Annotated in this window: 12 protein-coding genes; 1 reads left to right on the top strand and 11 read right to left on the bottom strand. The window is 61.4% G+C overall.

Features of this window, described 5'->3' with window-relative positions:
• Positions 1-2: 2 nt before the first annotated feature.
• Complete coding sequence (locus tag ACW2Q0_RS04585; RefSeq protein ID WP_457186469.1) at positions 3-3,440, bottom strand: protein kinase domain-containing protein; 3,438 nt, start codon at positions 3,438-3,440, stop codon at positions 3-5.
• 445 nt (positions 3,441-3,885) lie between these two features.
• Between ACW2Q0_RS04585 and ACW2Q0_RS04580 the strand changes: the two genes are divergently transcribed.
• Complete coding sequence (locus ACW2Q0_RS04580; protein WP_457186467.1) at positions 3,886-4,350, top strand: MarR family winged helix-turn-helix transcriptional regulator; 465 nt, start codon at positions 3,886-3,888, stop codon at positions 4,348-4,350.
• Between the two features lie 140 nt (positions 4,351-4,490).
• Here ACW2Q0_RS04580 and ACW2Q0_RS04575 read toward each other — a convergent pair whose 3' ends face one another.
• From ACW2Q0_RS04575 to ACW2Q0_RS04530, 10 genes are all read right to left on the bottom strand, one after another.
• On the bottom strand, positions 4,491-5,897 hold the full coding sequence (locus tag ACW2Q0_RS04575) for a hypothetical protein (protein WP_457186465.1): 1,407 nt from the start codon (positions 5,895-5,897) through the stop codon (positions 4,491-4,493).
• A gap of 197 nt (positions 5,898-6,094) precedes the next feature.
• The gene (locus tag ACW2Q0_RS04570) at positions 6,095-7,150 is read right to left on the bottom strand and encodes a hypothetical protein (protein WP_457186463.1); all 1,056 of its coding nucleotides are present in this window, start codon (positions 7,148-7,150) and stop codon (positions 6,095-6,097) included.
• A gap of 155 nt (positions 7,151-7,305) precedes the next feature.
• Positions 7,306-8,178: a formyltetrahydrofolate deformylase gene (purU, locus tag ACW2Q0_RS04565; RefSeq protein ID WP_457186461.1), complete on the bottom strand. Its 873-nt coding sequence runs from the start codon at positions 8,176-8,178 to the stop codon at positions 7,306-7,308.
• 36 nt (positions 8,179-8,214) lie between these two features.
• On the bottom strand, positions 8,215-9,036 hold the full coding sequence (locus ACW2Q0_RS04560; RefSeq protein ID WP_457186459.1) for a methylenetetrahydrofolate reductase: 822 nt from the start codon (positions 9,034-9,036) through the stop codon (positions 8,215-8,217).
• 284 nt (positions 9,037-9,320) lie between these two features.
• Positions 9,321-9,698: a GYD domain-containing protein gene (locus ACW2Q0_RS04555; RefSeq protein WP_457186457.1), complete on the bottom strand. Its 378-nt coding sequence runs from the start codon at positions 9,696-9,698 to the stop codon at positions 9,321-9,323.
• A 189-nt stretch (positions 9,699-9,887) separates the two neighbouring features.
• On the bottom strand, positions 9,888-10,637 hold the full coding sequence (locus ACW2Q0_RS04550) for an SDR family NAD(P)-dependent oxidoreductase (protein ID WP_457186455.1): 750 nt from the start codon (positions 10,635-10,637) through the stop codon (positions 9,888-9,890).
• Positions 10,630-11,481, bottom strand: coding sequence for a fumarylacetoacetate hydrolase family protein (locus ACW2Q0_RS04545; RefSeq protein WP_457186453.1), 852 nt, complete (start codon positions 11,479-11,481; stop codon positions 10,630-10,632). Before ACW2Q0_RS04545 ends, ACW2Q0_RS04550 begins: the two co-directional genes overlap by 8 nt.
• 29 nt (positions 11,482-11,510) lie before the next feature.
• Positions 11,511-12,266, bottom strand: a complete 756-nt coding sequence (locus tag ACW2Q0_RS04540) for an SDR family NAD(P)-dependent oxidoreductase (protein ID WP_457186451.1) — start codon at positions 12,264-12,266, stop codon at positions 11,511-11,513.
• A gap of 72 nt (positions 12,267-12,338) precedes the next feature.
• Positions 12,339-12,653, bottom strand: a complete 315-nt coding sequence (locus tag ACW2Q0_RS04535; protein WP_457186449.1) for a hypothetical protein — start codon at positions 12,651-12,653, stop codon at positions 12,339-12,341.
• Positions 12,654-12,725: 72 nt separating this feature from the next.
• The gene (locus ACW2Q0_RS04530) at positions 12,726-13,268 is read right to left on the bottom strand and encodes a flavin reductase family protein (protein ID WP_457186447.1); all 543 of its coding nucleotides are present in this window, start codon (positions 13,266-13,268) and stop codon (positions 12,726-12,728) included.
• Positions 13,269-13,289 lie beyond the last annotated feature (21 nt).

Genomic DNA, 13,289 nt, shown 5'->3' with positions numbered 1-13,289 from the left:
TCTCATCTCGCGTCGTCGCCAACTTCCTGACTCCGCGCCAATGACGGTTGCTCGAATTCGGCGAGTACTTGCCGCAGAAACGGCCGGATCGGGCCGGATGAGGGTGTTGTTGCACCGTACAGTGTTTCGACTATCGGCAGAAGTTGTTGACCACTGTCCACGACGACTCTCACGAGTCCCTGCTCGGCGCAACGGGCTAATACGGGGCCCAGCATCGATACGGCTTGCGTAGTCCTACCTGCGGTCATGAGGCAGCATCCGTACAGCAACTCCGCGTGCAGGAGCGCACGCGGTCGTTGCTGCTTCGCAATTCGGCGAACCAGTCGCTCGGCTCGCCGACGTGCTTGGTCAGCTGATTCCGGCGAGCCATCGGAAAGGAGTAGGCGTATCGCCGAGTCCTGCGCCAGTTCCGCAGCGAGTGCCAGCCCGCGGGTCGGCTGTTCGACAAACGGGCCGAGATGCTCGAGGGTGTTCTTATCGGTCGCGGAGATCGGCAGACCAAGACGTATGCGCTCGTTGACGATCCGTGCGGCCAATCGCGACAGGCCAAAGTTCTCGGCCATTTCGGCACCCTCCGCCAAACGCTGCTGGGCCACTGCCAGGTCACCTCGTACGGCGGCCAAACGAACCCCGGTGCCATAGGCGGCCAGCGGATAGTCGACCATGCCGCCCTCCAGATTCAGCCCGATCTCGATGAGTTCCTCGGCCTCGATGAACTGCCCTTTCTCATACAGCAATTCGCCGAGCAGGGCACTGGCAAGGCGAGTCGCGTGCGACTGGCTACCTGTTTTCAGCGCGAGTTGCAGCGCATTGCGGTAGAAGCCCTCCGCTGCCTCGATATCGAGTCGCTCAGCGGCCGCCATGCCGGCGATGCAATCGACGTGCATCAGAGCGAATGGCCCCTGCGCGACTGACCGATAGGGCTGCAGCCACCGGTGCCAACGATCTGTCTCCTCGAAATCGAAGCGATATAAGGCTGCCATCATGGTCGTCATAGCCAGCGTCTGTGCCAGGAAGGGCCGTGGATCTCGATCCGCAAGCGCCAACAGCTGCTCCGGAATCACTGCGGGATGGTCTGTGATGATCGCGATCGCGATGCGGGCAAGCATCACTTCGAGAACAGCCTCGTCGTGTACCGGCGACGCGGTAAATAGTGCCTCCGCACGGTCCAGAGCGGCTGTCGCGGCGTCCGGGCGCTGCACTGTGATGTTCGCCCAGGCGATTTCCACCTGCAACCTGGGAGCCAGCGCGGTTAGTGATTCGGGCAGCTTCCCCACCAATCCGAACAACGTCGCGTTGCGGGACAGCAGTAACAGTTCTTCGGCATGGTCTTGCACCAGCGAGATCGCGCGGTCCGCAGCGTCGGCGGCCAGCGCGTGATCGACGGCCTCTGTCAGGAAGCCGTGCACCTCGAACCACTCCGACGCGACGAGATGAAGCTCTTCGATGAGGCCCGGGTGGCGACGAACCAGGGTTCTCCGAAGGAAATCAGCGAACATCCCGTGATACCGAAACCACTGCAGATCGTCATCGATGCCGCGCAAGAACAGATCACGTTGTCTGACTTCCTCCAGCATCGTCTGCCCAGAGGCGACCCCGGTCAGCAACTCGGCCAGTTCGCCACAGATCCGCTCGGGAACCGCGGTCCGCGTGAGGAACTCGATCATCTCCGGTTCGAGCTGGTTGATAACGTTTTCCATCAAGTACTCGCCGATGGCGAAGTGGCGGCCCGATACGCGGCTGATGTAGGCCCCCGGATCCTCGCGCCCCCGCAACGATAGGGATGCCAGTTGCAGGGCCGCCGCCCACCCCTCGGTCGACTCTCGAAGCTTCTTGACCTCGCCCGGTGTCAATGACAGACCATCGACGTCAGCGAGAAAAGCCGCGGTCTCCTCGTCGTCGAATCGCAGCGCAAGCTCATCTATTTCGACGAGCTCATCGCGCACGCGCATCCGGCCCAGCGGCAACCCCTTCCGGCTTCGGCTGGTGATTACCATCCGCAGGTGATGACACCCGCGGTCGAGTAAGAACTCCATCGCCGCGATCGTCGTAGGACTCGTCACCCGATGCCAGTCATCGATCACGACAGCTACAGCCTGATCATTTCGGTGGATCTCGTCGATTATCGCCGTCATGACCTGCTGCACCGCGTCACTGGACCGTTCCTCGAGCATCGCCGTCAACCCGGTCGCCACGTCCGGGTACGCGCGACGAATCGCCTCGATGAGGTGTGACAAGAACCAGATGACGTTGTTGTCATCGGAATCCACGGAAAGCCAACCGACTCGGACTCCCTGGGAAGCAAGGACTTCGACCCACTCCGAAGCCAAGGTGCTCTTGCCGAAACCTGCGGGGCCGTGAATCAATACGAGTCGGCGCGACCGGCCCTCGCGCAGAGTGCTCAGCAGGCTGCGCCGCTGCACCGGCGGACGTGATGCGGAAGGCGGCCTGTAGCGCGTCGACGGCGTCGGCACTTGGGTGCGCGCAAGTCCCTGTCCGGCTGTCGGGGTGTGCGGTTCACCCGGTCCAACGGGATGCGCCTGCGTTTCGGTCGGCAGCATCATCGAATCGACCGCAATACCAGTGGAGTACTGCACATTTCGCAGCATCTCGCCGAATTCCTGTGCGCTGCCCGGTCTTTCGGCGGGATCGGTTGCCATCGCGGATTCGATCGCCGCGCACAACGATGCCGGAACACCCTCGCCCCGCAGATCCGGGACTGGTTGAGACGTGATGCGCACGAACTGCGCCACCAACGACTCTCTGTGCTGTCGTTCGAAGGCCGCGTGGCCGGTCAGCAAGCAGAACAGGGTAGCGCCGAGACTGTAGATATCGCCGGACGGGGCGGGCTCGGCTCCCCGAAGAACCTCCGGAGCGATAAACGCCGGTGTGCCCGCGACGAAGCCAGCGACTGATTCGAACCCACCGCCGACCCGCGCGATCCCGAAATCGCTCAACTGCGGCTCACCGTAATCGGTGAGCAGGATATTGGCGGGATTCACGTCTCGATGCACAATGCCCAGACTGTGTGCGGTAGCCAGCGCACCAGCGATTTTCACGCCGACGCCGAGAACCTCCCGCCATGACAGCACGCCACTATCGGATACCCGTTGTTCTAGCGAACCCCTGGCGTGAAAGGGCATGACGAGATAGGGGCAGCCGGTCGCAGTGACGTCGGTGTGCAATACCTGCACGATGTGCGGGTGGGCGGAACACCGCCCGAGGGCCCGTTGCTCTCGCAGAAACCGCGATCGTTCGTCCTCGGAAACCGAGGAATCGAGCACTTTGACGGCGACAGCACGCTCGAGCGAATGCTCGAAACATCGGTATACGACGCCGAAGCCGCCGCGACCGATCTCCTCCGCATCGTCGAAACCCGCCGCGGCCAATTCAGCCTCGATCCCGATGTTCCGGTCTCGTTGTGTAGCCTCGCCTCGCATCGCCCGCTTATCCAGCCGGAATGCGACGAACGTCAGCGGTCGGAGCGGAAGCAGTCCACGCGGGCTCGACCCGTGGACCAAAGGAAGCAGCGGCCAATTGTCGGGCCTCTCCGCGCCGGGTCAGCGGTTCGCCAAGCCCGCAGACCTCAACGCCGTCACATCCGGCTATATCCTGCACTTGATATCACACCGCATACGCACGCGGAGCAGATTCACCAAGTCTACGACGGCCGAATCGTCTTGTTTGGTGTCGTACCGGTGCTCACCTGCCCGTCTCCGAGTGAGCGCGAATCCTTCGCGCCTGACCGTTCGGGCTAATCATATGAGATATCATATGATTAGACTATCCATCCTGGTCGATCTAACCTAGAGCATCGGGGTAACTATGACTAGCAAATCGGCACCTCCCACTTCGGATACGAACAGTGGGACACCTGCGCCTCGGATGCGTGACACTTCCGCACCCTCGCTGCGCGACACGGCCTTCGTGACAGATGATTTTCTGCCCTACTTGCTGAACCGGACAATGAACCTATGGGACCGCAGCTGGAAGCGAGCCCTCAAGCGCGCGCCGGTGAACACCAGGCAGTGGCGCGTGCTGTCGATGCTGGCCCGCACTCCAGGGCTGTCATTGACCGAACTTGTCGAAAAGACCGCGATCGATCAACCGACTCTCAGCCGCATGATCGATCAACTGAACGGCCTCGGCTTGGTGAGACGCGATGTTGCCGAGCAGGACGCGCGTTTCCTGCGCCTTTCCCTCACCGAAAAAGGTCAGGGCCTCCTCGAGGATGTCTGGCCGATAGCATGGTCGATCTATCGGGCTGGAGTGGATGATCTGACGCCAGAAGAGGAAGCTGTACTCGTCAAATTGCTGAAGCGCGTCCTGGACAGCCTGCAGGTTGACTGACGGCGTCGGCGGACCGCCTCGTCGCCAGCCCTGTGCTCGTTATCGGTCACTCATCTCGAAAGGACTCGGCCCGCGTTGTTGCTGCCGCAGAAACACGGGCTGCGACAACGCGGGCATCCAAGCAGCCCGTCTTGCGACAGTCAGGACTCCCTGGCGTCCCGCACGATCCGCTGCGCCTCCTGATCGTAGGGGGCCGGAGCGATACGAGCCCGGATCGTCGTCTGCTCATGACGCTCAACCTGGCTCTTCCGCGAGCCACCGTTGGGTTCACCCCAGGTGATCGTCACCTCGGAGCCGATCGTCGCTTGGCCCTGGTCGAGGACCGCTAGCGACATCACGTCGCCCAAGGGGTTCTGATACGCCGCGTGTCGAGAAACACCGATCAAATCGCCCTGCGGGGAGCGAACCTCGTCGTGGTGGCTCCACGCATAGTTGACGATGGGAAAATCGATCGACTTGTATCGGGGACCCGATCCGAACTGCGACATCAACACTCGTTGAACGTCGCTACGATCCCAGACCAGGGTCACCTTGGTTCGCTTGGCTTCATCGGGAACGCTCTGGAGCGCTTCTCGACCGTGGAAATCGTGATCGAACTTGATCACATTGCCGTAGCCGTAGTCGAACGGCGTGGCGTAGTAATCGCGGATATCGGCCGTCACGAAGCTACCGCCGAGCTCGAAGTTCGTCTCGTAGGTCGTCGCCGGCAAATACTTCCGGTAGTCCGCGAGCGCCGGGTCGGTGAAGATGCCCGGTACCGGATACGCCATCCAACCACTCATGTAATTGGTGTAGTAGGCGGTCATTCCGAACGGCTTCAGACCGAAGTCCTTGCCAGCTTCCAGAATGAAGGACCGCACTGCTTCCTCTTCGGCAAAGGGGCCGGAGATTTCGACCGAGAACGAACCCGTCATGCCGTGCCTTAGCGCCAGCACATCATGGCCACCGATCCGGACAGTCCGAGTGCGGAAGAAGGGGATCTCCGGAGTGGTTCCCTCTACGACACGGTCGAAGATCGCCTTGGCATTGGGGCCGGCCAGCTCGAACCGATACTTGAGGCGGGTGCCGGTATTGAGGTTCGAGGACTCGTCGCGGACGAGCTCGACGTCGTAACCGCCTTGCTGCGCCTGGTACTCGACCCAGTTGTGCACCGGAGCGCCACTCACCAGCTCGAAACTGTCTTCACCATTGCGGTACAAAATGCAGTCGCCGATCAGATGACCGCTGGGAGTACAGGCGATGAGCTGCTTTGCCCGGTCGAGCGAATAGTTCTCGAAAGTATTGATCGCGATCGACTTCAGCAGGTCGAAGGCGCCGGGGCCTTTAACGTACAGCTCGGGCATATTGTGCGACTGGTGCAGGAGAACAGCTGTCTCCGCGGCTGCCGTCTGTTCGTCGCGCCAGTTCGTGAACGCGGGCGGGACATCAGCCGCCTTGGGCCCGGTCGCACGCGAGGAGTGCCGCGGCTTGACTTCGTTGTAGAGGTATTCCACCAGGTTCGGTGTACGGTCGATAAATTCCTGCAGGCTTTCGCTGTTGCTCGCCATGTCGCACCTCTTCTCTATGGCGGCTATGCGTGCCGCCGGAGACGGCCCCACGCCGGGACCGTTCGACCGTGGACCGGACTACGGCCCATTCGATCTCTTCGTTGTCTTATCGTTGGAGATTTCGTCGCGTACCGGTCGGGCGAACGGCCGGGCCGACAATCATGCCCGTGCCCGGCCACTCGTCACCAGTTCTCACATCAGATTGTTGGCTCGACGACCAGGCGCTCGTCGGTGAACCGGCCTTCCTCCAAGACGGCCTTGCCGTCCAACAGCACGGTGCAGTCGGACATGGGGATGTCGATGTGCCCCTTGGTCGCCCGGGTGCCACCGTGCTCGGTGTTGGGGCCGGTGGAGAACAAGAAGTTACCGGCGTACACACGCGCGGCGGCGGTGAGCCGGTTCAACTGCGCATTGACGTGGAAGATGTAGTCTCGGTGGGCATTCGGGTGCAGGCCGAAACCGAGGTGGGAAATGGCATAGGGGTCCATGTCGTCCTCGGACACCTTGTTGCGATCGAGCCAGTGCCTGAACTCGCGCGCGTCCGCGCTGCCCTCGACATTCCGAATGAAGCCGTCGCGAACTTCCAGGCGGATCTCCGACTCCACGACGCGCGCGAACGGCAGAATCCACATATCGCCGGGTTGAATGACAACTGTCCCGTTGGCGCTGCCCTCGTCGGGGCAGTTCGTGATGTGGCCGGCACCCCACATGTCCATTCGGCCCGCCTCCTCGGCAAACCCGTACTGCGACTTGACCTTCAGCTCACCGCGGGTCCAGGTCAGCTCCGTGCCCGCCTGGTTGAGCAGCGTGATCTCACGAGCACCCGACCACAGTTCCGCGGCGTGCAGCACCGCGGGCTTCAGGCCCGGAGGAGACAGCAGTCGCTCCAGTTCCACCGGGCCGTCGATGATGGTCTGGATGCGGACACCGGCATCTCGAAGCGTGCGAGACCAGCTCGCGAAGTTCGGCGCGTGGAATGTGACCACAAGCTGGCACTGTTTGAGCGCACCCAACACACCTTCAGCGCCGGTGATGCCGTCGGCAGCCACGCGACTCGGGTCCGGCAGCGAGCTGAAGCCGAGCTCGAAGGCGAACGCACCGAGCTCTTTGAGGGCATGGGATGCCGCCGCCACATAGTCGCGCGGGGTGTTCAGGTTGGTCAGCAGGGCGACTGTCTCCCCCGGTTTGACCTCGCACTGCTCGAGGTTCTTCTGGAACAGACTTGCCAGCTGGACCTGCTGCATCAGGGACATCTAAATCACGCTTTCTCTTGGTAGAAGGCAGTTTTCACACCGTCACGCCGGGGCGCGACGCATCTGCGGACCCACGGCCGACATCATTTAAATGATGTCTCATATGATTATTCATATATTAGCGTAGCGTTGACGATGAGGTCGCACAAGGGCGATTACCTCAGAACAACGGTCTTGTTGCCATTGAGGAACACACGGTTCTCGACGTGCGCTCGGACGGCCCGCGCGAGCGCGCGGCACTCGGCTTCCCGGCCGCGTGCGACGAGATCCTCAGCGGACATCGAATGATCGACCTGCATCAAATCTTGCTCGATGATCGGCCCTTCATCGAGGTCACCGGTCACGTAGTGTGCGGTCGCGCCGACAAGCTTGACACCTCGGGCGTGGGCCTGGTGGTAGGGACGTGCGCCTTTGAAGCTGGGGAGCATCGAGTGGTGGATGTTGATCGCCCGGCCTTCCAGCTCCTTGCACAAGGTTCCGGACAGGATCTGCATGTAGCGGGCCAACACAACGAGTTCGATCCGTTCGCGCTCTACGAACTCGAGCAGTTCGTCCTCAGCCTGCCGTTTGGTGTCCGGTGTGACCGGAATGTGGGTGAACGGGACGCCGTAATGGTCGGCAAAGGGGCGCAGATCGGGATGGTTGGAGATCACCGCCACCGGCTCGATGTTCAGGTCGTTCACGAAGTTGCGGAACAGCAAATCATTGAGGCAGTGGCCGAACTTACTGACCATGATGGCGACACGTTGCCGCGCCGCAGCGTCCACGAGCCGCCACTGCATCCGCGAGGACACCGCGAGTGGCGTGAACCGCTCCTGTAGTTCGGCGATATCCAACCACCCCCCGGGATCGGCGTGGGCGAACTCCACTCGCATAAAAAAGGTGCCGCTGTCAGGGTCTCCGAACTGCTTGCTCTCGACGATCGTGCAGTTGCGATCGACGAGAAATCCGGAGACGCCGTGCACGATGCCTGGTGCGTCGGGGCAGGACAGGGCGAGAACGCCGCGCTGGGCGTGTTGGTCGGTCATCGGGGCGAATCCTTCGACGTGAGCTGATCCGAACGGTCAGGCGAGAGCCGCGAGCCACTCGCGACGCCAAGCCTCGGTTTTCTCGAGTTCGTTGAATGTGAACACGTGAAAACCCTGCAAGTTGTTGTCGGCCAGGCCGAGATGCGCCGTGAGCCCTTGGATCAAGGGGTTGGGCTTGTACCCACCGGGGAGGAAGAAACGCCAGAACATGCCCTGCTGCTTCTGCAAGAAGCGGGCCGACTGCCCCAGACCCAAACCGGCGGAGATCCGAACCAGTTTCTGACGGTTCACCGCACCCGGAATGCCAACTCGCACAGGCAGTTCCACACCTGACTGCTTCAACGATCGCGCCCATCCGGCAGTTGTCGGCGCCGAGAAGCACAGCTGAGTGATGACCTGGGTCGCGTGCGGCGCCTTACGAGCCAAGGCATCTCCGATGATCTCATCGGCGATATGTCCGTGACCTTCGGGATATCCGCCGATCCCGATCTGATCGAAGGAGTGTCCACGTGTGCGCAATTCCTCGAGCAGAGACAGGGCGTCCGTGAAACGACCTGCGGGTTCGCGCGCATCGCCGCCGACAACGAAGATGCCGCGCACCCCAGCCCCGCTCAGCCGAGCGGCGATATCGTCCAGGTGTTCGCCGTCGCGGACCAGGCGCGCGGCGATATGCGGCGCTACCTCATATCCCTGTTCCGACAGCCGCACCGCGAGGTCCAGCGTTGGACCGAGCCCCTTGGCCTCGGTGGTCGTCACGGTCAGCGACACTCCACGCGGCACGTGGGCGAGGATCTGCTCCTCCGTGCCCTTGAACGGAAGCACCTCGTAACTGATCGTCGCGAGCGCCCGCCCAAGCATGTCACGCGCGGCTTGATCAATCGGGCGTCCTCGCCAGGAAGTCGTTTGGATGTTCAACACAGAGGTCTTCCCTTCCTCGGCTCGGTAGCGACCGGACGCCGACACCTGCCGAAGACAATATTCGTCTTCATATGACTTTACATGTATTAAGGAAGTCTGACCAGGCTTGAAAATGCCGCCCGGCCCGAGCACGTCACTGCCGACTTCGCGCCAAGACACGGTGCGGCACCTCGATGCCGCCCATTCACTCCACCCCGAGGGCCCTCACGCCTGCAGAGAAACGCTCAGGCAATGTCAGCTACGGAGAGCTCCCGCACCCTCTTGGTGGTCTCACCGTCGAGCACAACCAGCAGTTCGGAGTCGGCAAAACCCTGGCGGCGGTACCAGTGGCTGAATGCCGTGGCCGCCGCGATATCCGGAACTTCCAACAGGGAGCAGAAGTCGTATCGGCCGACCGTCATGCATCGTTCGAGGACTTGGATTCCGAGTTCGGCCGCCTTCGCCATCGCAAGCTCGGCCCGCCGGTCCGGTTGATCGAGGCCGGCATGCTGATGCTTTCCAATCATGAAACAGCGCATAAAGTTTCCCTTCCATTGACGAACGACTGCCACCCGCACCGGCACCCCGGGGCTCGATGTTCCGCCGAGCACCTGAAGGTCCACCGTCGATTCCGGGAAGAAGCACGCAGATCGGACTCGGAGTGAGCTGCCCACTCCACCAGTCGGGCGCCAGATCCGGCGCCCCATGAATATGCCTCATGGGATCTCCCACAAGATGCGCACATGCCACGTCACTGACGACGGTTATGTAAACGGCATATCTGGCGTTGCGCGTGCCTCCGCGGCAGCCCCTCACAAACGAAGTCGAGACATGCCTCCGTCCACTGCGAACGTTTCACCGGTCGTCGATCCGGATTGCGGACCGCTGAGGTAGGCCACCGCGGCTGCTACCTCGTCGGGGGTGACGAGTCGCCCATGGGGCTGTCGTGCGCGAAGAGAGTCGAATGTCGCTCGGGGGTCCTCCGATACATCGAGCAACCGCCGCACCCAGGGAGTGTCCACCGTTCCCGGCGCCACCGCATTGACTCGGATTCCATCGGCGAGTAGATCGGCAGCCATCGCACGGGTGAGTGCGTCGACAGCGCCCTTGCTCGCACTGTAGAGAGCCCGTTGCCTGAGTCCGATCGTCGCAGCGACGGAGGTGATATTGACGATGGCGGGAGCCTTCGACCGACGCAGGTGTGGAATGCACGCGCGAGAGGTGCGCACTACCCCGAGTAGGTTTACGTCGAGGATTCGATGCCACTCTTCGAGCGAGTTGTCGAGCACCGTTCCCTGTGCACCGATACCGGCGCAGTTGACCAAGATGTCTACCCGGCCAGCGACCGCGACGAACTGCTCCACTGCACCGATGACGTCATCATCGGATGTGACGTCCGCGGCGATACCGACGATCCCGTCCGATGGCGATGCTTCGACGCGGTCCAGAGCGGCTACTCGGGCACCGCGACGGCACAACATGAGTGCGATCGCCTGCCCGATTCCAGATGCTCCGCCAGTGACAATAGCGGCCTGTCCGGCGAATTCTCGCGGCTCATCCATGGTCGACGAACTTCTGCCGCTGACGACCGAGACCGTCGATCTCCATCTCGACGATGTCTCCGTCACGCAGATACGGAAAGCGGCCGGACAGCGCAACACCCTCCGGTGTCCCCGTCAAGATAAGGTCACCCGGATCGAGCTGCATGTACTGGCTCAGATGCCACACGATGTACTCGGCGCTGAAGAGCATGTCCGCTGTTGTCGAGTCCTGCCGCGCATCATCGTTGACCCAACTTCGCAGTCGTAACGGTGAGCTGGCGATCTCATCAGGGGTTACGAGCCACGGTCCGGTCGGCGTGAAGCCCGGCGAGGCTTTGCCTTTACTCCATTGACCGCCCGACTCTTCGAGCTGGAACCGACGCTCTGAAACGTCATTGACAAGCACGAAACCGGCTATATGACCTCGACTGTCGGAGGCCGACTCCAGGTACAAGGCCTGCGCTCCGATGACGATGCCCAACTCGACTTCCCAGTCGGTTTTCACGCTGCCCTTTGGAATGGTCACATCATCGTGGGGGCCGATAACGGTGTTCGAAGGCTTAAGAAAGATCACCGGAGTCTTGGGCGGCGCGGAGTCCGACTCAGCGGCATGTGCCGCGTAGTTCATGCCGATGCAGATAACAGAACCCGGTCGAGCAATGGGCGAGCCGATTCGTAATTCCGGAGAAAGGTAGATTTCGGGCAAGAGGCGCGATTCCAATGCTTCCCGCGCCTGCTCTATACCACCGCTGCGGAGAAATGCCGTGTCGATGTCCGATGCGATCGGTTCGAGTGAGTATGTCCGATCAGCGACCTTGACATACGGTTCCTCGTGCCCGGCAGCGCCTGCCCTGAAGAACTTCATCGTGGTTGTTGAGCCTTCCTCGATCTATACTAATAAGTTGTGCGTCCGCCGGAGAGGTCGAAAACAGCACCGGTCGTGAAAGAGTTTTCCGGTCTGACCATCCAAAGAATCATGTCGGCTGCCTCTTCGACACGGAGAAATCGTCGCCGCGGGATCCGCTCGAGCATATAGGTAACTTGAGAAGCATCGAACTGCTCGAGAATTCTGGTTTGCGCGGTCGCTGGTGTGACTGCATTGACCGCAATATCGAGTGTCGCAACCTCTTTCGCCAGCGATTTCGTCAGTGCAATTACGCCGGCCTTCGCGGCAGAGTACGCGGCCGCGTTCGGATTGCCCTCTTTCCCGGCCACCGAGGATACGTTCACAACCCGCCCATATCCACGCCCGATCATTTGCGGCACAACGGCTTTCAAGCAGTGGAAAACACCGTCCAGGTCGATGGCCATGATCTCGCGCCAATCGTTCAGTGGGTAGTCGACCAATGGCATGGTCGGTCCGGCGATGCCTGCGTTGTTGACAAGAATCTGGGCATCTCCGTGCTGACGCCGAGCAAGCTCCTGGGCAGCCATTACCTGGTCGAACTCGCGCTGATCGACAACCATCCCGGTCACTCCACGCGCCCCATCAAGTTTCTCGAGCGCCGACACCGCGCCTGGCAGCAGGTCAGCGTCACGATCCCAGATAGTTACTCGCACTCCCGCTCTCGCCAGCCGCTCCGCTACAGCGAAGCCAATTCCCTGAGCAGCACCGGTGACAATCGCGTGCTGGTCCTCGAATTCGGTCACTTTCACGGTTCTCCTGAAATCTATGCTCACTCGACCCGGTCGCGAGCGCCATAGCGCACGCGCGAGTCGGCATCAGCACGAGATATTGACGACATGTGCAGCAACGTGCGTCTCCGACTCATTGAGCCAACCCTTCGAAGCAGCGTAAGCGAGCATCTCTTCGAGTTTCCTACGGCGCATGTCATCGTGCGACGTCCCGAGTTCGTCATGCAGGAAATCAAGGTGTACCCAGGCGTGATCGGATCTTTCATGGACAGTTACCTCTCCACTCCGTCCGAGCAACTCCACAAATCGAGAATGCGAAAGACCACCGGCATCGATATGGAAGCTGGTGAAGTCGTCTGCGTCGGCAATACTGAAACCATCAGGTTGGATGACAACGATCACGGTTGAAACCTCGGGTGTACGAACAACTGGTGTAGAGCGGGTCCGGCAGGGGCAGGCCAACGACATGGCGAGCTACGGCGCCAGATTGCGAAACCGCGAGCGGTGGAAGACGAGCGAGGAGGTCGTGGCAGAAGTTGTCAGCGCCTCGATTCTCATCAGCACAATCCCGTGGTCACCTGCTGCGAGGACCGAGTCGACCGAGCACAGCATCCAGGCGGCCGCACCTTCCACGAAGACGGCGCCGTCACTGACATGAAGCTCCAGTCCTTTGAACCGGTCCCCATCCTTCGATGCCATCTGCTGCGCCAGCGAATCCTGAGCCTCTGCGAGGACCGACACGCCCAGCCGGGGTACTTTTGCGAGTCGCGGCCAAGTTGTGCTCGACCATTGCACACAGAACGCAACGAGCGGAGGCTCGATCGAGACGGCTACGAAACTCGAAGCCACCATCCCCGCGGCCTCGGGCCCGTTATCCCCCTCGACCATAGCGCAAATACTTACCACGCCGGACGGATAGCAGCCGAACGCCTCTCGGAGTACACCTGATGAGAGGTGCCTGCCAGCATGCTGCCACTGATGTGCGGCTTTGAAAGTCGCAGGACCGGAACCCGTCATGTCGGGACTCCTTCTATCTCT

The sequence above is a fragment of the Nocardia citri genome, assembly GCF_054065835.1.
This window is presented reverse-complemented; position numbering and strand designations above follow the sequence as displayed.